Below are 25,522 nucleotides of genomic sequence, written 5' to 3'. Positions count from 1 at the left end.
AAGGGTGTTCGACAAGATGGAGTCAGAGGTGCGCAGCTACTGCCGGAGCTTTGAGAAGGTGTTCCATAAGGCCAAGAACGCCAAGCTGTGGGATATCGAAGGCCGGGAATATATTGATTTTTTTGCCGGTGCGGGGGCGCTCAATTACGGTCATAACAACCCGGCTATCCGCACCCGGCTGGTTGACTACTTGCTGGAAGACGGAGTGACCCACAGCCTGGATATGGCGACAAAAGCGAAAGAAATGTTTCTGAAGCGGTTCACTTCATCCATTCTGAAACCGCGCGGACTTGATTATAAAATTATGTTTCCCGGCCCGACAGGGACGAATTCTGTGGAGAGCGCCATGAAGATTGCCCGCAAGGTTACGGGACGCAGGAATATTGTCTGCTTCACCAATGCCTTTCACGGGATGAGTCTGGGATCGCTTGCCGCTACAGGCAATGCGTTCAAGCGCAAAGGAGCCGGCGTCGATCTGCCCAACACGAATTTCATGCCTTATGACGGCTATTTCGGCGAAGGCATCAATACGGTGGATATGATGGAGAAATATCTCGATGATCCGGGAAGCGGGTTCGACCTGCCGGCAGCCATCATTCTGGAAACGGTGCAAGGCGAAGGCGGATTGAATGCGGCCAGCCCGGCCTGGTTGAAGAGAGTCCAGGAGCTGTGCCTGAAGCGGGACATTCTGCTGATTGTGGACGATGTGCAGATGGGCTGCGGCCGTACGGGGACTTTCTTCAGCTTCGAGGAAGCGGGCATTAACCCGGATATCGTATGCCTGTCCAAGTCGATTGGGGGTTACGGTCTGCCGATGGCGCTGACGCTCATTAAGCCGGAATACGATCTGTGGCATCCCGGCGAGCATAACGGGACCTTCCGCGGGAACAACCTCGCCTTTGTCGCCGCAGCCGAGGCGCTTTCCTACTGGGAGGACGGGGCGTTCGAGACGGAGCTTGCCGGGAAAGCCAGCCGTATTGAAGAGGCGCTGAGCCAGCTTCTGAAGGAGCATCCCGAGGTTAACGCCTACAGGAAAGGGAAGGGTCTGATTCAGGGCATTTCCTTCGACCCGCCGCAGCTGGCCGGACAGCTGAGCGCAGCCGCCTTCAAACGCGGCGTCATCATGGAAACATCAGGTCCGCATGACGAAGTCGCCAAGCTGATGCCCCCGCTTACCATTGAATCCTCCGTTCTGGAGAAGGGGCTGGCCATTCTTAAGGAAAGCTTTGAAGAAATCGTACAGTCGGAGCGCATTGGGGCGCTGGTATAAGTGCTTGCGATATGCAGGCAAATTCGAGAGGAGAGCGATAAATATGATTGTCAAGCATTTAGAGGACATTGTAGACTCCAAGTATGATATCGATACCGAAACCTGGAACGCCCGCAGGCTGCTGCTCCGCAAGGACGGCATGGGTTTTTCCCTGAATGATACGATTATCAAAGCCGGAACGGAAACGACCATCTGGTACAAAAATCATGTGGAGGCCGTTTATTGCATCGAAGGAGAAGGAGAGATTGAAATCGTCGCCACCGGCGAAAAGTTCCTCATCCGTCCGGGCATGCTGTATGCGCTGGACGGTCATGAGAAGCATTATTTGCGGGCAAAAACGCAGGTGCGGACGATATGCGTATTCAACCCTCCGCTAACCGGCAGCGAGGTGCATGACAAGGACGGGGTTTATCCGCTGATTGAAGAGGCTGAATTGGAGGCGAACCGCTAATGAGCATAAATCTGGCAAATTCCAAGGAGACTAGAGCAGATAAATATCCATCCCGGATATCCGACAAGCCTGCTATCGCGGAGCGCGCGGACCCTGTCGTCTACAGCACCTGGAAGTCAGGCAGCCCATTGACCCAAGAGCAATTTCGGTTCTACGACAGGAACGGCTATCTGTTTCTGGATCAGTTCTTCTCCGGTGAGGAGGTCGCCGATTGGCGCTCCGAGCTGAAGAAGCTCCAGCAGCATTACGGGCAGCGTGAAGCCGAGCATGTCATTCGCGAGCCGGGCGGGACGGAGGTACGCTCCATCTTCGCGGTCCATGAGCATAATGAACGCTTCAAGGAGCTCTCGGCCAATAAACGTCTGACCGCAATCATCAACGAGCTTCTCGGCTCGCAAACCTATATCCACCAGTCCCGGATCAACTTCAAGCCGGGTTTTACCGGCAAGGAATTTTACTGGCATTCTGATTTTGAAACCTGGCATGTGGAGGACGGAATGCCTTCCATGCGCGCGCTCAGCTGCTCCATTGCCCTGGAGGATAATTTTCATTTTAACGGTCCCTTGATGGTGGTGCCCGGCTCGCATAAGAAATTCGTTTCCTGTGTCGGGCAGACACCGGACGATCACTTCAAGCAGTCGCTCCGCCGCCAGGAATACGGCGTGCCCGATGACGGCAGCCTGGCCCGGCTAGTGGAAGAAGGCGGAATCGAAACGATTGTTGGCGGTATAGGCTCCATCGTGCTGTTCGATTGCAATATTATGCATGGCTCGAACAGCAATATCACGCCTCTGCCGCGAAGCAATGTGTTCATGGTCTACAACAGTGTGGAGAATGCCTTGGAGAAGCCGTACTCGGGGCAAACACCCAGGCCGAAATATATTGCTGCGCGCGGGTAACCCGGCGTGAGCGGTCTTATGCTTGTTCTCTCTATCATAGCGATCAACGTCGTCTATGTTTCGATTTTTACGCTGCGCCTGATTCTCGTGATCAAAGGGAGAAGAGGCGCAGCTTCTCTTATGGCGATGGCGGAGGTTTTTATTTACTTGGCAGGGCTCAATCTCGTACTCCAGAATCTGTCCAATCCCATCAACATGGCGGCTTACTGCCTGGGCTTCGGCATTGGCGTGTATGCGGGCAGCCGGATTGAGGAATATCTGGCACTGGGCTATTCGGTCGTACAAGTTATCGCCGATTCCGCCGCAACCGGCCTGCCGAACAAGCTCCGCGACTTTGGCTATGGCGTTACGTCCTGGATGGCGGAGGGACGCGACGGCAAACGGCTGGTCATGCAGGTTCTGGTTAAACGCAGCAATGAGAAACGGCTCATGCGGAGCATCGGCATGGTTGCGCCCAAAGCGTTTGTGATTTCCCATGAGCCTAGGCAGTTCAAAGGCGGCTTTTGGACGAAAATGATCGAGCGGTGAGCGTGATTTACTGCATTCATAACCCAAGCGGATGTCTTCTCAGGCAGCTGCTTGGGTTGTTTGAATTCGGATATTTTTTGACTAACCGAATGCATAACCACGGGCGGGGATAGCCTATTTTTTATTCGGCTTCAAAGCCAGAAGCAAGGCCAGCATACATAGAAACCGGAATGCTGCCGGCTGCGGCAGCCAGATTGCGGGAGAAGGTGCAGGAGGAGCGGGCATGGCTGCTGGATCTGATTGCCCGTAAATTTATGCCGTTACGTCCACTTGGCCGCCCAGAGCTTCATTTCCTTGAGGATTTGATGCAAATCAACGCCTTTGGGTGTAAGGGAATATTCAACGGTGACGGGGACGGTCGGAAATACATGGCGTTCAAGAACGCCCTGCTCTTCCAGATGGCGCAGGGTACTGGTCAGCGCGCGGGGACTTACCGCAGAGATGAGTCGCTGCAGCTCTCCGAAACGCTTCTTGCCGCCGAACAGCTCGCGAAGGACGAGAAAAGCCCATTTTCCGCCGATAACGTTAAGCGTTTTTTCAATATTGCAATCGATGCAGGCAGGTACTTTCGGAATATAGTTGTTTACGGACATGAGAATAAGCGCACTCCTTCTATGAAAGATTGATAGTAACTATTAGTATAGTATATATAGATAATATAATAAAATGATTAATATTTCACTACTTTTAAAATGATAGAAGCATGCGTACAATAGAAGAGGTACCAAGCGCAGGTAGAATCGAATAAAAATGGACAAAGCTTCGGCTTTGCCAAATAAGAGGAGGATTTTCCTTACATGAATTATCGTAAACTTGGTGGCAGCGGATTAAAGGTAAGCGAGATCAGCCTCGGCAGCTGGCTGACATATGGCGGTTATGTAGAGCGTGAGAATGCGGTGAAAGCCGTTCAGAAGGCTTATGAGCTGGGTATCAATTCATTTGATACGGCTAATGTATATGAACGGGGAGCGGCCGAGACTTTGCTGGGCGAAACGATCAAGTCGTTCCCGCGTGAATCCTATGTGCTGGCAACCAAGGCATTCTGGCCGATGGGAGACGGACCGAATGACCGCGGTCTTTCCCGCAAGCATGTGATTGAGCAGTGCAACGCCAGTCTGAAGCGTCTGGGCGTGGAATATGTAGATATTTTCTACTGCCACCGCCATGATCCCGAAACGCCTCTCTACGAAACGCTTCGCGCAATCGACGACCTGATCCGCCAGGGCAAGGTTCAATACGTCGGCGTCAGCGAGTGGACGGCAACGCAGATGGCTGAAGGATTGGGAACGGCAGACCGTTACCTGCTGGACCGCATCGTCGTGAATCAGCCGATCTACAATATGTTCGAGCGCTACATCGAGAAAGAGGTCATTCCGTTCGGCGAACGCAATGGCATCGGACAAATCGTGTTCTCGCCGCTTGCGCAGGGACTGCTGACAGGCAAATATACCTCGCTTGAGGATGTGCCCGCAGACAGCCGCGCAGCCAAGCTGGATTGGGTCCGCAAAGGAATTACTGAAGAGAAGCTTGCCAAAGTGCGCGCCCTCTCGGAAATTGCCTCAGAGCTGGATATCAAAGTCGGCCAGCTGGCTTTGGCCTGGATTTTGCGTCAGCCTAACGTGGCAAGCGCACTTGTCGGAGCAAGCAATCCTGATCAAGTGGTGGAGAATGTGCAGGCAGTTGGAATTGTGCTGACTGAGGATGTTATTGAGCGGATCGAACTGATCCTGAAATAAGAATGCTGTTATAGCAGCAGGGCAGCATGAACCGCTGAAAGCAGAAGCCGGGATTTACGATCCGGGCTTTGCATTCAGCGGTTTTTTAAATCTTATAAAATTTATAAGTTTTCACGCCTATAAATTTCTATAAGGTTGATGGAAGAAACAAACGATGCCGCTAAAGGACGGAGCCGCCGTTTCTTCTTAGCTTCAGATTTATAGAGATGTTTACAGGCTCGGGTCTTTTAAAGCGGCTCATCTTCGCTTGCGTTTGATCAACGACGGCAAAAACAGCATTCTCCCGCTGGTGCTGGTGATGAGAATCGTGGCAATAGCGCCTGCGGTTATCGTCAGTGCCGATAGGATGAAGGAGGTCGCGGTAATGAGCATGCCTCCAAGTCCAATCACGACAATATCCACCGCGAAGATCAACAGGCCGACATTGATGGAGGTATCCTTGGCTACCAGATGCGCCAACAGATCCGTGCCCCCTGTGCTGACCTTATGGCGCAGCATGATGCCAAGCCCCGATCCTACGAATCCGCCTCCAATAATAGCGCTGCTGATCGGCGGCAGGGGAATTTGATAGTGGTAGGGCTCGAACAGGTCTGTCAGAAAGGAAGACATCAGCATGCCAAGCAGGCTGCCGAGCGGAAATTCACGCTCATTATACCAGGAGACCAGAAATACGGGGATGCTGCATAGTATGATGACATTCCCTATCTTGAACCCGAAAAGATAGTGGAAGATGAGTCCGACCCCGATAAAGCCGCCGTCCATAATGTGGTAGGGGACCAGGTAGAAATCGATTCCGGTTGCGATCAGCAGACTTCCAACAATAATGGCCAAGCATTGTGCGAAGGACGGCACTTTATCAACTCCCGGGGATAGGCATGTCTAATATATATGCTCTATCCCGGGATAGCTTGCTTAAATTTATTATATATTTTAAATATAGAGAAAGGTTAGTACCTAGTCCTAACCTATTCTCATATTTTGTAGGAAGAAACCTGCTGTCACCGTCAGAAGGACGGAGCCTTCGATTTCCTCTTACTGGGCTTCAATAGAGACCGCATGGGCGATGCTTGGAATGCTCTCTCCCTGTTGAAAAGACAGCGGCGATAACAAGGCGCCTGTCGCAACGACAAGCAGCCGTTTCAGGTCCCCCTCGCGTATCCGTTTGAGCAAGTGTCCATACGTTACAGTAGCTGAGCAGCCGCATCCGCTCGCACCGGCCTGAACAGACTGGGTTTCATAATTGTAAATCATCATGCCGCAGTCACCGAAGACGGTCTGATGGATGGGGAAGTTATGCTTCTCGAATAATTTGGTGGCGATATTATGGCCAACCTTGGCCAAATCCCCGGTAACAATAAGGTCATAGTAATCCGGCTCGATTTGCAAGTCCCGGAAGTGAGCTTCAATCGTATCTACAGCGGCTGGCGCCATTGCCGCGCCCATATTGAATGGATCAGTAATACCCATATCAATGACCCGCCCGATCGTTGCCGACGTGACCACGGGTCCGGTGCCATATCTGGAGACAACGGCAGCGCCTGAGCCCGTAACCGTAAATTGGGCGGTAGGCGGCTTCTGCGAGCCGTATTCCGTCGGATAGCGGAACTGCTTCTCTACGCTGGCATTATGGCTTCCGGTCGCAGCCAGGACATGATGGGCCGAGCCACCATTGACAAGCGTAGCGGCGAGCGCGAGACTCTCCATAGACGTTGAACAGGCGCCGAACACGCCAAGATACGGAATTTCCATCGTACGTGCGGCAAAGCTGCTGCTGATGATTTGATTCATCAAATCTCCGCCGATATAGAACTGAATATCTTCCTTCGAGAGTCCCGCATTCTCAATGGCAAGCTTGGAGGCTTCCTCAATCAGTACCTTCTCGGCCTTCTCCCAGCTCTTTTCCTTCAGCATCAGGTCGCCGTGGATGATATCAAAGTCATTGGCAAGCGGACCCTGCCCCTCGAAGGGACCGACTACCGTAGCGGCTCCCCGGATGACCGGCCGATTCTCAAATACCCAGCTTTGATGTCCTTTCAACATATCAGGATCCCCCTCCCGAGCCTTCGATTATCCATGTCAGCACGCCCACCACAAAAGCTGCCACGGTGCCGAAGACGATGACAGCTCCCGCGACTTTAAACATATTCCCGCCAACCCCCAGCACCAGTCCTTCGCTGCGGTGCTCGATTGCGGCTGACGCCATGGAATTGGCGAAGCCGGTAACCGGCACGGCTGAACCCGCCCCGGCCCATTGGGCGATTTTATCGTACACGCCGAAGCTGGTGAGAATCACTGAAATCAGAATCAGAATAGCAACCGTGGGATTGGCGGCCTCCTCCTTGTCGAAATCGGTCCATCGGACGAACATGTCCTGTATGAACTGTCCAAGGATGCAGATGGCTCCTCCTACCAGAAAAGCGCGCAGGCTGTTAAGGACCGCAGGCCGCTTGGGCTCCAGCTGCGAGGCAAGCTCCTGGTAATCCCGCTGAACGGGCGTGGCATCTTTCAATTTCTCTTTAACCATCGGGTGATGTCCTCCTTTATTGTTAAGCCTTGGCTCCCATCTTATATAGAGAGCATCCAATGCGGGTCAGGCGATAGGATGTCAACGGGTCAAGAAAGGCTTGAGCTCGGCAATCGTGTTCTGGAGAGCATAGGAGCAGTCCTCGAACATATTTTTCGCCTGTGGATCCTGTGTGGAGAGACTGAACATTTCGATATCCGCTTCGCATTTTTTGAGCAGCGCAAAAAGGGCAGCTTTCTTGCTCGGCTTCGGAACGACAAGCGCATCGTCGAACAGGTCGACGTAAAGCTGCTTATCGGCGTCTACCTGACCGAGGAACACATTTTCAGGCGTAACGCCAATCGCCTCAAGCTCCGTATTCAACCATTGCCGGTTGAGCCCGATCGTGGCGAGCGGCTCATCCATGATTTTGCCGTCCATAATGACAGCCTGCGGCTCCTGCTCGGGGTTGACCTTCACGCCGATGTGCTTGGCTGTAAGCGGCTGGTTATCCCGGGTGAGCAGCACATTGATATCGCCGCTCGGCTCCATGATGGCGAATTCAACGTCAGATGCCAGGAACACATTTTTTCTGCGCAGCTGCTCCATCAATTCGTCCGTGGTGAGCCTTTCCTTCATCAGGTTCTTCTCCAGAACTTTGCCATCCTTAATAAGAATGGTTCCCTTCGTATCGATAAAATCCCTGACAGCCTTGCTCTTGAGCTGCAAAAATTCGATGCCAAGCGATACGCCGACCCAGACGCACAGCGAGACGATTCCGAGAAACCATTTGGTATCGACATCCAGCGATATATAGGCGGCCAAGCTGCCGATGGTAATTCCCGTTATATATTCGAATAAGGAGAGCTGGGAAACCTGTCTCTTCCCGAGCAATTTCGTCATCACAAAAAGCACAACAACCGCTAATAAGGTCCTTAACGCGACCAGCAACCATTCCGGCATATTCCCGCTCCTTTATAAGATCTGTCGTCTTCCATGGCAAATGTTTCTTTGTTAAATAGTCCCCCATGTCCTCCTCCTTAATTCCTTAATATCATTAATTAAAAGCTTGATTCCGGTGGGAATAAACCTATCCATATGGGGTAGAATACTCAGGGTAAAAAATGACTAGCCGTATGGAGGTGAAAAAGATGACCGTATCATCGGATGTAAAAACCTGTGTCGCTTCGCTAAAAAGCGCTCAAGCCAGTCTTGAGCAATTCGCGCTGAGCACAGAAAACCAGGACGCCAAAACCATCTACACCAATGCCGCAGAAACGACGCAGCAGGTCCTTCAGCAGCTGGAAAGCCGCGTGCAGCAACTGGAGAATGAAGAGCCTCAATATAAAGGGTTCTAGGCAAAACGGGCACATTTTTCATTGACCTGATGAGGGGTTCACGTTATGCTAGCCGAGTAGTCTTACTCTACTTCGGCTAGCCTAACGATTCCTACTAGAGGTGAATGATTTTGAATGCTGTATGGCATAAGCAATGGACAACCCATGTTAAAGTAAATGTGCTCGCGGGAATGACCGCCACGCTTGCGCTTGTCCCGGATTCACTGGCCTTTTCCCTGATGGCTGGAGTGCCGCCTACGGTCGGTATTTACGCCTCCATCTGTATACTGCTCGTTACCACCTTCCTTGGCGGAAGGCCCGGGATGATCTCGGCGGCCGCCGGCTCCATGGCCGTGCTGATGCTGACGCTCGTGAAGGAGCATGGTATTGCCTATTTGTTCGCCGCTACGATTCTTACCGGCATCATTCAATATTTGATGGGGGCCTTCAAGCTTGGCAAGCTGATGAATTTTGTTCCTCACGGAGTGCTGACGGGCTTCGTCAACGCTCTGGCGATTCTGATTTTTATGTCGCAGCTGCGGTATTTCCAGGGCGCAGCGTGGACGATGTATGCGCTCGTGGCTGCAACGCTTGCTATCATTTATGTGCTTCCGCGTTTTTTCAAAGCCATTCCATCGCCGCTCATTGCCGTAGCCGTGCTGACTTTGGCCGTATGGGCATTCGGGATGGGCGATGTTTCGCGTATCGGCGATATTGCCGTCATCGATGCCTCTCTGCCTTCCTTCCTGATCCCGGATATACCGTTCAACTGGGAGACCTTGATGATCATCCTCCCCTATTCCCTGTCCCTTGCTGTCGTCGGGTTCACGGAAACGCTGTTGACGCATAATTTGCTTGACGAGATGACGGAGGAGCGGACAGACAAGAACAAGGAAATGCGCGGTCAGGGCATTGCCAATTTTGTCGCCGGCTTCTTCGGGGGAATGGCAGGCTGCGCGCTGGTAGCCGAATCCGTGCTCAATGTGAAGATGGGCGGGCGCAACCGGCTGTCGACGCTGGTTGCCGCTCTGTTTCTCTTTCTGTTGGTGGTCATCGCAGGCGACTTGCTCGCGCTTGTTCCCATGGCTGCGCTGGTTGGAATCATGCTGATGGTTTGCGCGGCAATCTTCGATTGGCGGTCGGTATTCAAGCCGCGCGCCGTACCGGCAAGTGAAACGGTTGTCATGCTGGCAACGGTGGCCTCCGTTGTGGCGACTCATGACTTGGCGGTCGGGGTGCTGGTGGGGGTTCTGATCAGCTTTATCTGGTTTGCGGTCCGGGCCTCCCGCGTGCATGTGCACAGCGAATGGGAGGGCAGCAAGCGCACTTACCGGGTGGAAGGACAGCTGTTCTTTGCTTCCGCAGCCGAGCTGGACAATCGGATCGAGCATGGCTGTGCGGCCGAGGAAGTGCATATTGACCTGAGCGCGGCCAAGATCTGGGATCATACGGCGCGGATGTCGCTGCAGAAGGTGGTTGACCGGCTTACGAATGCCGGCAAGCGGGTAACCGTGCGTACCGATGAGAAGAAAGCTTTATAATACTGGCGGTGCTTCCCAAGGTTCGACGCCTTGGGCGGGCCGCCTTTTTGATCTTATAGAATGTATTAATTTCACATGCATCCATGTCTATAAGATCTGAGGGAAGAAACTAACGATGCCGCCAAAGGACGGCCAAGCCGTTGCTTCTTAATCGTGAGGAGGGCATTAATGGAGAATCTGTACAGCTTATTCAATCCCAAATGGGCGCTGGAGGAATATCGGCCGCAAATTCTTGCTTACTACTATAAACAGTGGATTGATTTCCATATGGGCTTTCACGCGCATCAAACCATTGAGATTATGTATGTCATCAGCGGCACCTGCACGGTTGTGGCCAGAGATCAGACGATTGCAATGCGCAAAGGCGACCTGATTATGCTGGACAGCGGCGTGGAGCATCGGCTGAGCGTGGACGGGAATCCCTGCCGGATGCTTAATGTGGAATTTGTTTTTGCCGAGTGCGGGGGCAGCTATCCGTCACTGGGCCAGCTTGCAGCCGGGAGCCCTGCACTGCGGCAGCTGCTGGACCGCGGGGAGCCATATCTTGTTCTCCGCGATCCAAGCGATGTCTACCATACGCTCAAAAATCTCGTTACAGAGCTGGATACCGGCAGCGGGGAACATACAATGATGGCCAATTTGCTCATTTCGCAGCTGCTGATTCGGGTTGCGCGGCTTGCCGCAGAGGATCGGAAGGGTAATTCCGTCCGCCAGATCGACCGTTATGTCCGCAAGGCGGCTGATTATATCCATCAGCATTACGACGGCGATATTCAAACCAGGGACATTGCTGCCGCGGTTAATCTGCATCCGGTCTACCTGCAGCGGATTTTCAAGGCGAGCATGAGCATGACCATGACGGAATATTTGTCAGAGCTGAGGATTGAGAAAGCGAAGATGCTGCTCGCAAGGACGGATGTTCCGATTATCGAAATCGCCGATTATATAGGGCTAAACAGCAGGCAGTATTTCAGCGCCATGTTTAAGAAGCATACGGGACTATCCCCGGCAGCCTACCGGAAATCCCGGGAGACGGTGCATGGATTCCATAATCAGGTTGCAATAGTTGACATACGCTAGCCGAACCTGTTGCAAAATTGAAAACGCCTTCCTTGGCGTCCTGCTACAATGGGGTCAAAAGGTTATGAAGCAAACCGCAAGCAGCGCAAGAGCTGATGGGCTTCTTGCGGTTTTGACCAGCCGGCGGGTCCGGAAACGATGAGGGAGGTTTTTTTTCATGACTTTTAAAGTTGCTTTTATCGGTGCGGGCAGTATCGGTTTCACACGCGGATTGCTTAGGGATTTGCTGGCAGTTCCGGAATTCAACCAAATGGAGGTTGCTTTTACGGACATCAATCCGCATAACCTGGATATGGTGACCAGGCTGTGCCAGCGGGATATTGATGAGAATGGCTTGTCCATCAAGATTCATGCGACTCCAGACCGCAGAGAGGCGCTCAAGGATGCCCGCTATGTGTTTACGGTTGTCCGGATCGGCGGCCTTGAAGCGTTTCAGCATGATGTGGATATTCCGCTCCGGTACGGGGTGGATCAATGCGTCGGCGATACGCTGTGCGCCGGGGGAATCATGTACGGCCAGCGCGGAATCGCAGAGATGCTGAATATTTGCAAGGATATCCGCGAGGTTGCCGACCCTAATGTGCTGCTGCTGAACTATGCGAATCCAATGGCGATGCTGACCTGGGCCTGCAATCAATATGGCGGCGTGCGCACGATCGGCCTCTGCCACGGCGTTCAGGGCGGCCACCGGCAGATTGCCCGGGCGCTGGGCCTGGAGAAGAAGGATGTCGATATCATCTGCGCGGGCATCAATCATCAAACCTGGTATATCAGCGTCAAGCATAACGGCGAGGATATGACGGGCAAGCTGCTGGAAGCGTTCGAGAATCATCCCGAATTCTCCAAGACGGAGAAGGTGAGGATCGATATGCTGCGGCGGTTCGGCTATTATTCCACGGAATCCAACGGCCATCTCAGCGAGTATGTGCCCTGGTACCGCAAGCGTTCGGATGAAATTATGGACTGGATTGATCTGGGCTCGTGGATCAACGGGGAGACCGGCGGTTATCTGCGTGTTTGCACGGAAGGCCGGAACTGGTTCGAGACGGAATTCCCGAACTGGATGAAAGAAGACCCGTTCGTCTATGCAGCCGACAAGCGCAGCGAGGAGCACGGCTCGTACATTATTGAAGGGCTGGAGACCGGGCGGGTCTACCGCGGTCACTTTAATGTGGTGAATAACGGCGTCATCTCCAATCTTCCCGACGATGCGATTATTGAAGCGCCGGGTTATGTGGACCGCAACGGCATCAACATCCCGCATGTGGGCGCTCTGCCGCTGGGCTGCGCGGCCGTATGCAATGTAAGCATTTCCGTTCAGCGTCTCGCTGTGGAAGCGGCGGTTCATGGCGACGACAAGCTGCTCCGTCAGGCGATGATGATGGACCCTCTTGTAGGCGCGGTATGCAATCCGAAGGAAATTTGGCAGATGGCCGATGAAATGCTCGTAGCGCAGGCGCAGTGGCTGCCGCAATACGGGCAGGCTGTTGAAGAAGCGAAGGCGCGTCTTGCTTCGGGCAATCTTATCCCTACCCGCGAGGGCTACAAGGGAGCGGCCCGCCTGAAGACGAAGACCGTCGAAGAGATGTTGGAGAACCGTGAAGCGGCTAACCGCAATGCCGGTGAGGCGGATAAAGCTCAGGAACGTCCCGCAGCGGCACATTAAAGTAATACCGCACGGATACCTGTAATGGTACATGACCATCCCCGCGCAGCGGCGGTTCCTGCTTCTGGAGCTGCGCGAGGTGCGAACGTGAGCAAACAACCCCTGAACGGACTACCGTTCAGGGGTTGTTTTGATCGTGCAGCATTCTGGCCTGGAGCGGCCGCTGTCCATATTAATGGACGCCGGCGGCATCAAACTCGGAGCCGCAGGGTCCGCCGCCTTCATTGCTTTCGATCTCGAATTCGCTGCCGTCAGAGCGGAACAACGGCTTGTAGCCTGCGCTGATCTTCGTGTCTTCAACACTGGCATAATGGCAGATGAGCGCTCTGCGGAACCGGTCCTTCGATACATTCGGGTAGGAGCCGTGAATAATGCTGCCGTTGAAGAACAGGACATCGCCGGCTTTCATATTTGTCTGTACAGGGCTGTAGCCCTCGGGTACATCCACTTCATGGCGGGTAAACGAAAGAGCGGGATCCGCTTCATGCGGGCACTGGATTTCCAGTTGATTGGACTTGGGCACGACGAGCATGCCGCCGTTATCCTGATCCGCATCGTCAAGCGCGATCCAGGCCGCAATGCAGGTGCCCGGTTCAACAAGCAGGTAGAAGTTATCCTGGTGCAGGGCCTGGCCTTTGGCTCCCGGAGGCTTGAAATACAGCATCGATTGGGCGGCCAAGGGATCTGTCCCGAACAGATCGGCCAGTATATTCATTAATTTCGGATGCAGCATATACGATTTGGACAGCTCGTCGAAGCGGTGGGGATGCATGATCCGCGGATACTGCTTCAGAATGTCGCCGGCTGCTTCCTCTGCGCTTGCCGCCTTGTAGAATTGGGGCGGCGCTTCTGTCCGCAGCTTCATATAATGCTCGCGCAGCATGGCCGCTTCCCCGGCAAACAATCCCGGTAGCAGCAAAAATCCCTCTTGATCAAACTGCTTCTTCTGATCGGCATTCAATACGTTTCCAAGCTTCGCTGACGTCATGGAAAACCCTCCTGATTTTACGGATTCATTGAATTCATGTATCCTTATTATAAGTTGACGATAATGATGGAGGAATATATAGAATGGCTGATAATCTGGTTGATCCTGCTGCGGACTCCTATTCGCTTAACTCCCGTATCATACTTGCGGGCGACTTTGAGCAGCCTGTCGGCTATCGGATAAGACGCCCGCAAGGGACGCGGGATTGGCTGCTGACCTTTACTTACGGGGGAGCGGGAAGTTTCGGGTTCGATGACGACCGCCATCCATGCGCCGCAGGTGATGTGGTGCTGATCAGACCGGGAGACCGGCATGATTATGAAACCCGCGAGGGTGAAGTGTGGAAATTTGTCTGGGCCCATTTTCTCCCGGAGCCGGGGTGGATCGATCTGCTGCAGTTTCCCAATAAGAAAGGGGAGCTGTTCGTGCTGCATATCGAGCAGTCCACCGTCCGGGAACGATTGCTGACCGCCTTCCGGCGCGTTGTGAGAGATAGCGTGAATGGGGATGTGCTGCAGCAAAGACTCGCGAATAATGCGCTCGAAGAAGTCATTTTGCTCCTTGGCCGTTATACCCGGCAGTTCGAGGGCGGGCTGATGGACTCGCGCATTGGACAGACACTGGATTACCTGAGCGAGCGGTTCAGGGAGCAGCACACCATCGCATCCCTTGCCGAGCGGGTGGCCCTGTCGCCTTCCCGGTTCGCCCATCTGTTCAAGCAGGAAACAGGGGATTCGGTGATCGAGACGCTGCTGAAAATGAGGCTGAATTACGCGGCCCGGCTGCTTGAGCGGACGGCGTTGTCCATCGCCCGGGTAGCGGAGGATGTCGGTTTTGCAGACTCCTTCTACTTCACGAAGCAATTCTCCGCCTTGTACGGGAAAAGCCCCACCGCGTACCGCAAGTCGATCGATTACGGATCTGCTGTGCAGGATGGTTCGGGGGACGAACCGGTGTAAAACCTGCCCTGCACAGGCATATTTTATTTTACCATTGACATTAAATGAATGATCTTTTATTATAGTGACATGGAACGAAGGCATGAGATTAAATGACGATGATCAGAATCGGGGGATATGAACGTTTTCGTCCGGGTAGATCTGCATAGGAACACATATCTATTTAAGTGAACGTTCATTATTCAATTAGGAGAGGTGGTGCTGCTGAAAGAGGAGTCTAATTTATAGGGAGCGTTCCGGATGTGATGTCGATTTTTTTTGATTATTATAAGTGTACGTTCATTTAATAATAAAGTTTGTTTGCTCCAAGGTAGGAAGAAGATGCACCATATCTATTGGTTATCTGCAAATAACTATATTGGACTAAAGAAGAGGAGAATGAACCCATGTCTGAACAAAAAGTATGGCTGGTAACAGGAAGCTCCCGCGGTTTGGGCCGCAGATTGGCTGAAGAGGTATTGAAAAAAGGTGACAGACTGATTGCGACTGCCCGCAAACCCGAGCAGCTGGCGGATCTGGTTGACCATTACGGCGGGCAGATCCACCCGCTTGCGCTCGACGTCACGGATCCGGAGGCCGTACAGGCTGTGGTGAAGGAAGCTGCCGCCTTGTTTGGCCGGCTGGATGTTGTCGTTAATAATGCGGGCTACGGCGATGTGGCTTCCATCGAAGACGTCACCCTGAGCGATTTTCGGGCTCAGATTGATACGAATTTCTACGGGGTCGTCTACGTTACCAAGGCGGCTGTGCCGATTTTGCGGGAGCAGGGTTTCGGCCATATCATCCAGATTTCTTCCATCGGCGGACGTATCGGGACGGTCGGCTTGGCGGCATACCAGAGTGCAAAATGGGCCGTAGAGGGCTTCTCCGAGGTTCTGGCACAGGAAATCGCCCCGTTCGGAATCAAAGTTTCCATTATCGAGCCAGGCGGGCTGCGCACCGATTGGGCAGGGTCTTCCATGACCATTCCGCCGGTCAGCGAGCCGTACGATCAGACCGTCGGCGCATTGGTGCGGATGTTCACCGGACATGGCGGACAAGCGCCTGGCGACCCCGTCAAGGCTGCGAAAGTCATCATCGGCATCACCGGGCTCGATGAGCCGCCGCTGCGTCTGCTGCTCGGAAGCGACGCCGTCGCCTTTGCGGAAACCGTCGGGCAGGCCCGGCTCCAGGCTGACGCCAAGTGGCGCCATCTTAGCGAATCCATCGGCTTCGACGAATAAAGAACGCTTTACGGCCGTTCAGGCTGCCGGACTTGCTGATAAAGAGGCAAGATCGCCCCTTTGTCTGGGATCAGGCTGAGGAATTAACGTGACAAAGTAGCTGTTTCTTGAGGTTGTTCCGACTCAAAGACAGCTTCTTTGTCATATAGGGCAAAGGAAGACAGTTTACGTGGCGGGCGGGGAGTCTAACAGGCCGGTGGTTAACCGCATGAACAGCCAGTATTTTTCACGTACCCGTCAAAGAATAGTCCGCACGCTATCGCGTTTTACGAGCTCCGTATTAAGCACAATATAGCGGTTGACATTGCGTCCCTCCAGCAGATCAACCAGCAGCTGGGCGGCTTGATAGCCTGTCTCGTATTTATGCTGATTGACGGTTGTAATGGCGGGCGTATGGTATGCCGCTATGTCAATGTTGTCGAATCCGACGATAGAGATATGCTCCGGCACGCTCCGTCCCAAGCCTTTGACGGCTTGTATCGCCCCTAGGGCCATCAGATCGCTTGCGCAAAATACCGCCGTCAGCTCCGGATAGAGCGAATGCATGCGGTACATCGCTTCTTTGGCGGCAGCCTCGGAAAAGGAACCGTCCATCACGTAAGATTCGTTGTACGGGATGCCGTAGCTTGCAAGCGCATCGATATATCCTCTCAGCCGGTGGCGGCTGACGTCTGCCTGTGTATGCCCGTTAATCATCCCGATATGGCGGTGGCCATTCTCCAGCAAATGGAGCATTGCCGTGCAGGCGCCCTTCACATTATCGGAAGTTACGTAGCCCACATTGGGGCCCTGCATCGGAATGTCAATGAGAACGCATGGAATTTCCGAGGATACGATTTCCTCGAGATAAGGATCGTCGAGGCGGATGCCCATGATAATGACGCCGTCGACGCCTCTTTCATTACAAAGCTTCTTATAGGATTTGGTTTTCTGCTTCTGCGGCGTTGTGCTGAACAGCACCAGATCGTAATCCAGTTCCCCGGCGCGGTCGTTCATGCCGCAGAGCACCTCGAAAGCGATGTTGTCCTTGGAGCTGTCTCTGGTCACATTGGAGAGCAGCAGTCCGATCGTTTTTGATTTCTTGGAAATAAGCGATCGCGCCGCTATGTTGGGGCTGTAGCCAAGCCGGTCGGCTACAGCCACAATTTTCTTGCGTGTTTCCTCGTTTACGTCACTGTAACCGTTTAACGCGCGCGAAACAGTGGTAATGGATACTTGAGCGGCTCTAGCGACATCTTTAATGGTTACCAATATAGGATTCTCCTTCGGTAAAAATATATAAGGCGGTAGATCGCGGATTGTGAAATGAACTTTAAAAAACAGTTGTAAATGCTTACAAGGCAAATTATAATACTTAGTATAGTCGATCCGAATCGTTTCGGAAAGGTCTCCGTCAAAAGGAGATATTTTTTTGGTAAAAATCCGAAACGTTTCGGAATAGCGATGGCATCATGACGACAAGAGAAATGAGGTTTTAAATTGGATTACCGTGTTATCAAAGAGAACAATTTATTTCTGATTACCGACAAGCTCGGCAATATTTCGCCAGAGAGCGGAAACGGCCTGTACACATCGGATACGCGCTTTTTGAGCCATCTGGACATTTTTGTCAATGGGCAAAAACCGATCCTTCTTTCCTCATCGGCAGATGAAAATTTCGTCGCTGTTATCCGGCTGACGAATCCGCATATGGAGCAGGATGGAGAACTGATTTTATGGCGCGAATCGGTAGAAATCGTAAGAGAGCGCTTTATTTACGCCGGAATTCTCTACGAAACGTTTCGGATTACCAGTTATTATCCAAAACCAGTCGATTTTGAATTTTCTGTTCGGATGGATGCGGATTTTGCAGATATGTTCGTTATACGGGGTTTTCAGTATGGGGAGCTCGGAACGGTTACCGGCCGTCAATCCGGTCCGGGAGAGCGCACGATTTCGTACATGGGCGCGGACCGCGTAACCAGAGAAACCCGAATCCGCTGGAAGGGTCCCGGGAGTGAGGTGGACGCCGACGGGACCGTTCATTTCCGGATCGGATTGTCCCATGCGGAATCGACTGAAATCTCTTTTGTCGTCATGCCTGTGATCGATGGAGCGGAGCCCAGGCTGCACGAAGCGCCGGAAGCTCTTGCGAAGCTGAATGCGTCCTACGGGGACTGGAACGCCAGCTCCACCTCCATCCACAGCGACCTGCCGGCATTTAACAATCTCATTGACAGGAGTCTGCAGGATTTGCGGGTGCTGCTGACCGATCTCGGACACGGGCCGTTTCCCGTCGCCGGTCTTCCGCTGTTCGCGGTGCCGTTCGGACGCGACAGCCTGATTGCAGCGCTGCAGATGCTTCCGCTGAATCCGGAAATCGCCAAAGGAACGCTGCTGACGATGGCTTCTTATCAGGGAACGAAAGTGGATGAGTGGCGGGACGAACAGCCAGGGAAAATTATGCATGAAATCCGCTATGGCGAGCTTGCGGGGACGAATCAGGTGCCTTTTACGCCTTACTATGGCACGATTGACGCTACGCCGTTATTCCTGCTGCTGGCTGCCGAGTACTTCCATTGGACGGGAGATGCCGCATTGATCCGGCAGCTGATGCCGAATGTGGATGCCGCACTGGAATGGATCGACCGCTATGGCGATGAGGACGGCGATCTCTTCGTCGAATATGTCCAGAAATCGTCCAAGGGCATCGCCAACCAAGGCTGGAAGGATTCTGCGGACTCTATCGTCCATGCCGACGGTGAATATGCGAAGGCCCCCATTGCTCTGGTTGAAGTCCAGGGCTACGTCTACCAGGCGAAAACAAGACTTGCCCCGCTGTTCCGCAGCTTCGGAAGCGCTGAGCGCGCTGACCGGCTTGAGAGCGAAGCTGCCCGGCTCAAGGAGAGGTTCGAGCAGCAGTTCTGGATGGAGGATGAGCAGTTCTACGCCATTGCTCTTGACGGCGAGAAGCGCCAGGTGCATTCCGTTACCTCCAACGCAGGCCACATCCTGATGAGCGGCATTGCTTCGCCAGAACGGGCGCGGGCGGTTGCCGGTCGTCTGGTAGCCGGCGATATGTTCAGCGGATACGGCATCCGCACGATGAGCACAGACGCTTCGGGCTACAACCCGATGAGCTATCATGATGGCAGCATATGGCCGCATGACAATTCGCTCAGTATAATCGGCATGAGCTGCAATGGTTTTCAGAGCGAAGCGCTCACCGTAATGGAAGGGCTGCTCAAGGCCTCGCAATCATTCGAGTATGCCCGTCTGCCTGAGCTGTTCTGCGGGTATGGCGAATCGCTGGGGCAGCCCGTTCCCTACCCGGTCGCCTGTTCGCCCCAGGCATGGGCAGCCGGCACATCGCTGGCATTTGTTCAGGCTTTGCTGGGAATTGTGCCGGATGCGCTGGAGAAGCGGATTATGCTGAAGCCCGCACTCCTGGCGGGCATGAACGTGCTTGAGATCAAACGCCTTCATATCGGCGATGGCCATCTTCACCTGCTGATTATGCGTGAAGCGGGAAGCGATGTTCCACAGGTTCGGGTAATGGCGAATGAAACCGGATATCAGTTGAACATCCTGTAAATGGGAACCTTCAGGTAATACCGGAAAGGGAGAGCCGCTTGAATCATGGAGAGGCTTTAGCTTTCCGAGCTATATATACTATATTTTAAGGGGATGTTATTCATTATGAAGAAAAAAGGATTATTGAGTCTGGTTTCTGTCCTGATTTTAACCCTGCTGCTTTCTGCCTGCTCTTCGGGCGGAAACAGCTCCAATGCCGGAAACGGGGAGGGCTCCGGGAACAGCGCCGAGAAAGTGAAGCTGACCTTCACCCTCTGGGGAGATGTAAACAGCGGCGCCAACGAGCAGACGCTGGCTGACGAATTCAATGCGGCGCATCCCAATATTGAAGTCAAATTCGAGCCGGTACCCGGTGACGGCTATGGCACGAAGCTGACTGCATCGCTTGCCGGCGGCACCGCGCCTGACGTATTTCTGGTCGGAGAAGGGGATTTCCGTTCTTTTGTGGACAAAGGGGTAATTGAACCTCTGGACGATTATATCGCCAAGGATGATGCATTCGATATCAACATTTTCCAGAAGAGCCTGATCGACATGGAGAAATTGGACGGCAAGCTGTATTATCTGCCCAAAGATTTCAATCCGCTGGCCTTGTGGTACAACAAAAAGCTGTTTGACGATGCTAAAATCGAATATCCGAGTGCGGACTGGACCTGGGATGACATGACCCAGGCAGCCCAAAAGCTGACCAAGCAGGAGAATGGCAAATTCACGCAGTTCGGATTTAATGCAGGCACATGGGAATATCCGATCTATACGTATTTGTGGTCCAATGGCACGGACATTGCCAATGAAGACGGTTCAAAAGCCGAAGGCTTTATGAATGGCGAGAAAACGGTTGCCGCGATGGAGAAATATGTAGCGCTCTCCAAAGGCGAGAACCGCGTATCGCCGACGCCTCAGGATACACAAACGCTGGGCGGCGACTCCTCGATGTTCATGACCGGCAAGCTGGCCATGATGATTACCGGCCGTTGGGTCAAATCCGATCTCGACAAGTCGGATGTGGAATATGGATCAGCGCTTATCCCTACCGGTGCAGACGGAACACGCGCCGGCATTATCGCTGCCGCAGGCTGGGCGGTCAATTCCAAAAGCAAACACAAGCAGGAAGCTTATGAGCTTGTGAAATGGCTGTCCGGCACGGATGCCCAGAAGCTCCGTTCCAAAGACGGTCTGGTGCTGCCGGCGACGGTTACGGAATTGGAAGCGGTCAAATCGGCGGAGCAAGCCGACAAGGCAGTCATTGAGATGATGGATTACGCCCAGAAACCGGTAACCATGCGCTCAGGCAACGGTCCGCTGTTCAAGGACGAATTCACACAGGCACTCGAAAAAGTGCTGCTGGGCCGCCAGGATATGAAGGCCGCTTTGGATGAAGCAGCCAAAAATGTGGATGCCAAAATTAAATAAATTCGTGGTTCAAAATAAAATAGGCGAAGGGTGAAGCGTTGTTCGCGCTTCACCTTCTTTTATCAAGGAGGTCATTATGAATAACGCCAAATCTGAACGCACAGGATATCTGTTTATTCTCCCGTGGCTGCTCGGGCTTGTGATTTTTACGCTTGGTCCGATGATCTTCTCGCTGGTGCTTTCTTTCAGTAAGTGGGATGTCATTACCGGTGTGGAATCGATCCAGTTCGTCGGCTGGGATAACTTTAAAGCTATATTTCAAGACGATTTGTTCTACCAATCTTTGAAGGTTACCTTTATTTTCGCCTTGGTTTCCGTGCCGCTTTTTCAGATCATGTCCATTCTGGTTGCGGTACTGCTGAATATGCGTTCACGGGGGATGAAGGTGTTCCGGCTTGTCTTCTTCATGCCGTCCGTCATTCCTGCAGTCGCAATCTCCATGATGTGGGTCATGATTTTTAATCCGGAGTATGGAATATTGAATCAGGCATTGGCCTGGTTTGGGATACAGGGTCCCGCCTGGCTGCAGGATCCAAGCTATGCGCTGGGCGCATTGATTGTAATGGGGCTGTGGGGCATTGGCAATACGGTCATTATTTATTTGTCCGGCCTGCAGGGCGTTCCCGAGGATTTGTATGAAGCTGCCGAGCTGGATGGCGCAGGTCCCTTCCGCCGGTTCTTCGGGATTACACTTCCGCTCATCTCGCCTACGGTGTTCTTTAATGTGATTATGGGGATTATCGGAGGATTTCAATATTTCACCCAGGCGTTCGTCATGACCGAAGGCGGTCCGCTCAATTCGACGCTGTTCTATAATCTGTATTTGTATAACAAAGCGTTCAAGGAATTCGATATGGGCTACGCGTCGGCGCTCTCCTGGATTTTGTTCCTGATTATAATGGTTTTCACGATGCTGGTCATTCGCAGTTCCTCCCTCTGGGTCCACTATCAGGGCGACGATCAACGAGACTAGAAAGGGGATTATATCATGCTGCTCAATAAATTCAATCCGCTGCGGCTTCTTGCTCTGGTTCTGCTCCTTGCCGGCTCGGCCGTGGTGCTGGTGCCGATGCTGTGGACACTGTCTACGTCGCTGAAGACGCCGGCCGAAGTATTTGGCACCCAATTCTTTCCGAAAAAATGGCTGTGGTCCAATTATGCGGATGCGATAACGGCCATCCCGTTTTTTTTGTTTCTCCGCAATACGCTGATTATCCTCGTGCCGGTCATGATCGGAACCGTCCTGTCGGCGGCAGTCAGCGCATATGGCTTTGCCCGCTTTAATTTCAAAGGGAAACGCACGCTGTTCCTCGTTCTGCTTGCGACCATGATGCTGCCAAGCCAGGTGACGATGATTCCTACTTTTCTCATGTTCAAGGAGGCGGGATTCTCGGATTCGTTCCTGCCGCTTATTCTGCCGGCTTTCTTCGGGGGCGGAGCGTTCAACATCTTCCTGATCCGGCAGTTTATGCGCGGAATTCCGCGGGAGCTGGACGAGTCCGCTTTCGTGGATGGAGCCAAAAGATGGCAGATTTTCACCAGAATCATGATTCCGCTCTCCAAGCCGCCGCTCATCGCGGTAGCGATCTTTACCTTTATGGGCGTGTGGAATGATTTTCAGGGTCCTCTCATTTATTTGAATTCCAATGATAAATATACGCTGGCGCTCGGACTGTCCATGTTCAAGGGCATGTACAACATCGAGTGGAATATGCTGATGGCCGCGACCATTCTCATTATGCTGCCGGCGCTCGTTGTATTCTTCGTGGCACAGAAATATTTCATAGAAGGCATCTCTATCTCTTCTGCCGTGAAGGGTTGAGAATGCCGCTTAAGGAGGCATCATTATGATCAATACAACGAGCAAGCATCCATTCAATCTCTATTATAATGCAGGCGAATATGTGAAAATCTGCGGGACGCAGGATGGCTATTTTCCCGATTTCGGGCATCATGTCGCCAATGAGATGGGCGGGGTATGGCTCCATCCCATCAAGCTGCTGGACGGCTTCTGGCTCAAAGTGACGGACATGGACAGGGGCATCTCCGTGTGGTCCAGAGCGGATGCCTTCACGAATGAATCCTGGGGCAGCACATTTGACTATGGCCACGGTCTGAGCCATATTCCGCTGAATATCAAACGTACCCAATTTGCGCCGGAGCTTGCGAAAGGCATGGTTGCCGGATACAAGCTTCATCATACAAGACAAGGAGAGCTCCGGCTGAAGCTGGAGCTGCTGGCGCGCACCGATCTGCGGCCGGTGTGGTTCTCCGATGAAATCGGTATCCATGACAGCGTGCAGGATGAAGCGGTGCAGCCCGGCAGCCGGGAGGTGCTGGTGAAGGACAGCAGCCACGATTGGTATGCGATGATCGGTACGGACCTGCCGGGGGACGGGATGGAATGCCGGCCGGATCTTTACGGTCCGGAGTTTACAGCCGGCAATGGCTGCGGCATCAAATTCAGCGCGGAGATCATCATTCCTGCGGAGGGGGAATTCGAGTTCCATTTGTTTGTCGCCGGCTCCTATGCCTCTGCGGAATCCTGCCAGGAGACCTACCGCAGCCTGGAGCTTGATCATGAACGCATGCTAAGCGATAAGAAAAGCGCTTATGACAACGTAGCCCGGCGGGCTCAGCTTACGATAGAAGGAGAAGCCGTGTTCAACGATGTCTTCACCTGGGTCAAATGGAATAATCAATGGCTCATTCAGCAGGTGGACGGCATCGGACGCGGACTTACGGCAGGAGGACCGACTTATCCATGGTGGTTCGGCTGCGACAATACTTATTCCCTTCAGGGCGTGCTGGCGATCGGTGATCACCGGCTCGCCAAGGAGACGCTGGATTTGCTGCTGCGCAAGTCCGAAGAAGTGAACGGCAATGGGCGCTTCATCCATGAGGCCACGACCATGGGCGCCGTGTCCAATCCGGGAAATACGCAGGAGACCGCACACTATATCGCGTTCGTATGGGAATTATTTCTTTGGACCGGAGATGAGGCGCTGCTGCGCAGGCATTATGACTATTGCGTGAAAGGCATAGACTGGCTGCTCGGTGAAATGGACCCCGACGGCGATTTATTCCCCTCCGGCTATGGAATCATTGAGATCGCCGGGCTCAACATGGAGCTGATCGACAGTGCCGTCTATACGGCCAAAGCGCTGCAGGCCATGACGGAGATGAGCCGCTGGCTGCAGGATGAAGAGGGTCATCACCGCTATAGCCTCCTGGCGAAGAGAAGCGCGGCCGCCATAAACGAACGGTTCTGGATGGAATCGGAAGGATTATATGCCGATGCGGTTGCGCCCAAAAAGGAGATTGAGCCGAAGCTCGATTATATGACAGCGCTTGCCCAAGAGCAAGGAATTACCGGATATCGCGAATACTTGACAGGGCTGCTTGACGATGTGGAGGATGAGGCGGAGGACCGCGGCTGGCTGCTGAACAAGAACTGGGTTATTGTCACGCCGATGGAGACCGGGATCGCCGATCCGGCCAAAGCGCAGCTGGCGCTTGAACATATGCGCAATGACACGTTTATCGGTGAATACGGTACTTATTTGTCCGGCATCTATCAGCAGGGCACGATGACAATTTCGACAGGGGTTCACGCGGTGGCGGAGGCGGCCAGCGGCAATCCGGACGCGGCGCTGGATTTGCTGGAGAGAATGTTCAGGAGCTTCTCTTATGTGCTGCCGGGTTCACTTTCCGAGATGTCGCCGGACTATGGCTGCGTGGTTCAGGCGTGGACGATCTATGCGGTTGCGGTTCCGGTCGTGAGGCATTTCTTCGGGATCACCCCGGCTGCCGCCCGCAAGGAGCTTGTGGTGAAGCCGCAGCTTCCCTCGGCCTGGAAGGGCAAACGCTGTTCAATGGAGCGGCTGGTGATCGGCGAGGCGGAATTCGATATCCACCTGGAAGAAAGAGAAGCTGCCCGCATCGTGTCCATCCGCAACGAAGCCTGCTGGAACGTGACGGTCGAGTGGAACAACCGCAGGGTGCAGAGCTCAGAGGCGCTCATTGAGCTGGAGCTTTAGGGTAAAGCTTATGCAGGGCCGTACCTGGAGGGAAGCCCAATGAGAGGAAATTGAATGGGCAAGGATGTAATTGAATCAGAAAGTAAATGAACAAGGCAGCAAATGAACAAGGCAGCAAATGAACAAGGCGGCAAATGAACAAGGCATGAAATGGATGAGGCAGTAAATGGAGCTTGTGGTCCTTGACTATATTCCTTGGCGGTTGTTTTTCCCGGCATAGCATGTTTTGGCGCTTCCGGTCAGCGTGCATTCTCTTCGAGAAGATTCGAGTCTGATTGCCGCACATCATTTGTCGGAGGACAAGAACAAATATTT

23 protein-coding genes are annotated in these 25,522 nt (G+C 53.2%); 16 read left to right on the top strand and 7 right to left on the bottom strand.

Annotated features, from left to right (window positions below; all coding sequences use genetic code 11):
* The first annotated feature begins 16 nt into the window (after window positions 1-16).
* From ectB to AC0YOB_RS34955, 4 genes are read left to right on the top strand one after another with little or no spacing between them, the layout of a single operon-like run.
* Window positions 17-1,270 (top strand): diaminobutyrate--2-oxoglutarate transaminase, encoded by a 1,254-nt coding sequence (gene ectB / locus AC0YOB_RS34970; protein ID WP_475796727.1) that lies wholly within the window; start codon window positions 17-19, stop codon window positions 1,268-1,270.
* Window positions 1,271-1,313: 43 nt separating this feature from the next.
* Window positions 1,314-1,721, top strand: coding sequence for an ectoine synthase (locus AC0YOB_RS34965; RefSeq protein WP_475796713.1), 408 nt, complete (start codon window positions 1,314-1,316; stop codon window positions 1,719-1,721).
* Entirely contained in the window at window positions 1,721-2,620 is a 900-nt protein-coding gene (gene thpD / locus AC0YOB_RS34960; protein ID WP_475796712.1) for an ectoine hydroxylase, read from the top strand. Before AC0YOB_RS34965 ends, thpD begins: the two co-directional genes overlap by 1 nt.
* Window positions 2,621-2,638: 18 nt before the next feature.
* The gene (locus AC0YOB_RS34955; protein ID WP_379113550.1) at window positions 2,639-3,148 is read left to right on the top strand and encodes a DUF2179 domain-containing protein; all 510 of its coding nucleotides are present in this window, start codon (window positions 2,639-2,641) and stop codon (window positions 3,146-3,148) included.
* A 260-nt stretch (window positions 3,149-3,408) separates the two neighbouring features.
* Here AC0YOB_RS34955 and AC0YOB_RS34950 read toward each other — a convergent pair whose 3' ends face one another.
* On the bottom strand, window positions 3,409-3,741 hold the full coding sequence (locus AC0YOB_RS34950; RefSeq protein WP_188994965.1) for a winged helix-turn-helix transcriptional regulator: 333 nt from the start codon (window positions 3,739-3,741) through the stop codon (window positions 3,409-3,411).
* A gap of 204 nt (window positions 3,742-3,945) precedes the next feature.
* Here AC0YOB_RS34950 and AC0YOB_RS34945 point away from each other — a divergent pair, with 204 nt between their 5' ends.
* Entirely contained in the window at window positions 3,946-4,884 is a 939-nt protein-coding gene (locus AC0YOB_RS34945) for an aldo/keto reductase family protein (protein ID WP_475796711.1), read from the top strand.
* A 237-nt stretch (window positions 4,885-5,121) separates the two neighbouring features.
* On the opposite strand, the gene AC0YOB_RS34940 is transcribed toward AC0YOB_RS34945, so the two are convergent.
* The 4 genes from AC0YOB_RS34940 to AC0YOB_RS34925 all read right to left on the bottom strand — a co-directional run bounded on the left by AC0YOB_RS34940 (window position 5,122) and on the right by AC0YOB_RS34925 (window position 8,350).
* Complete coding sequence (locus AC0YOB_RS34940; RefSeq protein ID WP_475796710.1) at window positions 5,122-5,736, bottom strand: YitT family protein; 615 nt, start codon at window positions 5,734-5,736, stop codon at window positions 5,122-5,124.
* Between the two features lie 180 nt (window positions 5,737-5,916).
* The gene (spoVAD, locus tag AC0YOB_RS34935; RefSeq protein WP_475796709.1) at window positions 5,917-6,924 is read right to left on the bottom strand and encodes a stage V sporulation protein AD; all 1,008 of its coding nucleotides are present in this window, start codon (window positions 6,922-6,924) and stop codon (window positions 5,917-5,919) included.
* 1 nt (window position 6,925) lies between these two features.
* Window positions 6,926-7,408, bottom strand: coding sequence for a stage V sporulation protein AC (gene spoVAC, locus AC0YOB_RS34930; RefSeq protein ID WP_210038848.1), 483 nt, complete (start codon window positions 7,406-7,408; stop codon window positions 6,926-6,928).
* Between the two features lie 81 nt (window positions 7,409-7,489).
* Window positions 7,490-8,350 (bottom strand): DUF421 domain-containing protein, encoded by an 861-nt coding sequence (locus AC0YOB_RS34925; RefSeq protein ID WP_475796708.1) that lies wholly within the window; start codon window positions 8,348-8,350, stop codon window positions 7,490-7,492.
* A gap of 188 nt (window positions 8,351-8,538) precedes the next feature.
* On the opposite strand from AC0YOB_RS34925, the gene AC0YOB_RS34920 reads away from it, so the two are divergent.
* From AC0YOB_RS34920 to melA, 4 genes are all read left to right on the top strand, one after another.
* Window positions 8,539-8,745: a DUF1657 domain-containing protein gene (locus AC0YOB_RS34920; protein WP_210038850.1), complete on the top strand. Its 207-nt coding sequence runs from the start codon at window positions 8,539-8,541 to the stop codon at window positions 8,743-8,745.
* A 110-nt stretch (window positions 8,746-8,855) separates the two neighbouring features.
* Window positions 8,856-10,265: a SulP family inorganic anion transporter gene (locus AC0YOB_RS34915; RefSeq protein WP_475796707.1), complete on the top strand. Its 1,410-nt coding sequence runs from the start codon at window positions 8,856-8,858 to the stop codon at window positions 10,263-10,265.
* 168 nt (window positions 10,266-10,433) lie between these two features.
* Window positions 10,434-11,345, top strand: coding sequence for an AraC family transcriptional regulator (locus tag AC0YOB_RS34910; protein WP_475796706.1), 912 nt, complete (start codon window positions 10,434-10,436; stop codon window positions 11,343-11,345).
* A gap of 157 nt (window positions 11,346-11,502) precedes the next feature.
* Window positions 11,503-13,011, top strand: coding sequence for an alpha-galactosidase (melA, locus tag AC0YOB_RS34905; RefSeq protein WP_475796705.1), 1,509 nt, complete (start codon window positions 11,503-11,505; stop codon window positions 13,009-13,011).
* Window positions 13,012-13,183: 172 nt separating this feature from the next.
* Here melA and AC0YOB_RS34900 read toward each other — a convergent pair whose 3' ends face one another.
* Window positions 13,184-13,999, bottom strand: coding sequence for a phytanoyl-CoA dioxygenase family protein (locus tag AC0YOB_RS34900; RefSeq protein ID WP_475796704.1), 816 nt, complete (start codon window positions 13,997-13,999; stop codon window positions 13,184-13,186).
* Between the two features lie 83 nt (window positions 14,000-14,082).
* On the opposite strand from AC0YOB_RS34900, the gene AC0YOB_RS34895 reads away from it, so the two are divergent.
* On the top strand, window positions 14,083-14,958 hold the full coding sequence (locus AC0YOB_RS34895) for a helix-turn-helix domain-containing protein (protein WP_475796703.1): 876 nt from the start codon (window positions 14,083-14,085) through the stop codon (window positions 14,956-14,958).
* 386 nt (window positions 14,959-15,344) lie between these two features.
* Entirely contained in the window at window positions 15,345-16,181 is an 837-nt protein-coding gene (locus tag AC0YOB_RS34890) for an oxidoreductase (RefSeq protein ID WP_475796702.1), read from the top strand.
* A 237-nt stretch (window positions 16,182-16,418) separates the two neighbouring features.
* On the opposite strand, the gene AC0YOB_RS34885 is transcribed toward AC0YOB_RS34890, so the two are convergent.
* Window positions 16,419-17,432 (bottom strand): LacI family DNA-binding transcriptional regulator, encoded by a 1,014-nt coding sequence (locus AC0YOB_RS34885; protein WP_475796701.1) that lies wholly within the window; start codon window positions 17,430-17,432, stop codon window positions 16,419-16,421.
* A 228-nt stretch (window positions 17,433-17,660) separates the two neighbouring features.
* Between AC0YOB_RS34885 and AC0YOB_RS34880 the strand changes: the two genes are divergently transcribed.
* The 5 genes from AC0YOB_RS34880 (at window position 17,661) to AC0YOB_RS34860 (ending at window position 25,207) form a co-directional block, all read left to right on the top strand.
* On the top strand, window positions 17,661-19,754 hold the full coding sequence (locus AC0YOB_RS34880; RefSeq protein ID WP_475796700.1) for an amylo-alpha-1,6-glucosidase: 2,094 nt from the start codon (window positions 17,661-17,663) through the stop codon (window positions 19,752-19,754).
* Window positions 19,755-19,859: 105 nt separating this feature from the next.
* On the top strand, window positions 19,860-21,167 hold the full coding sequence (locus tag AC0YOB_RS34875) for an ABC transporter substrate-binding protein (protein ID WP_475796699.1): 1,308 nt from the start codon (window positions 19,860-19,862) through the stop codon (window positions 21,165-21,167).
* A 76-nt stretch (window positions 21,168-21,243) separates the two neighbouring features.
* Window positions 21,244-22,140: a carbohydrate ABC transporter permease gene (locus AC0YOB_RS34870; protein ID WP_475796698.1), complete on the top strand. Its 897-nt coding sequence runs from the start codon at window positions 21,244-21,246 to the stop codon at window positions 22,138-22,140.
* Between the two features lie 15 nt (window positions 22,141-22,155).
* On the top strand, window positions 22,156-22,989 hold the full coding sequence (locus AC0YOB_RS34865) for a carbohydrate ABC transporter permease (protein WP_210038861.1): 834 nt from the start codon (window positions 22,156-22,158) through the stop codon (window positions 22,987-22,989).
* A 25-nt stretch (window positions 22,990-23,014) separates the two neighbouring features.
* Entirely contained in the window at window positions 23,015-25,207 is a 2,193-nt protein-coding gene (locus tag AC0YOB_RS34860; RefSeq protein ID WP_475796697.1) for an alpha-L-rhamnosidase-related protein, read from the top strand.
* Window positions 25,208-25,522: the final 315 nt, after the last annotated feature.

The organism is Paenibacillus sp. JT31N17 (assembly GCF_056269255.1).
This window is presented reverse-complemented; position numbering and strand designations above follow the sequence as displayed.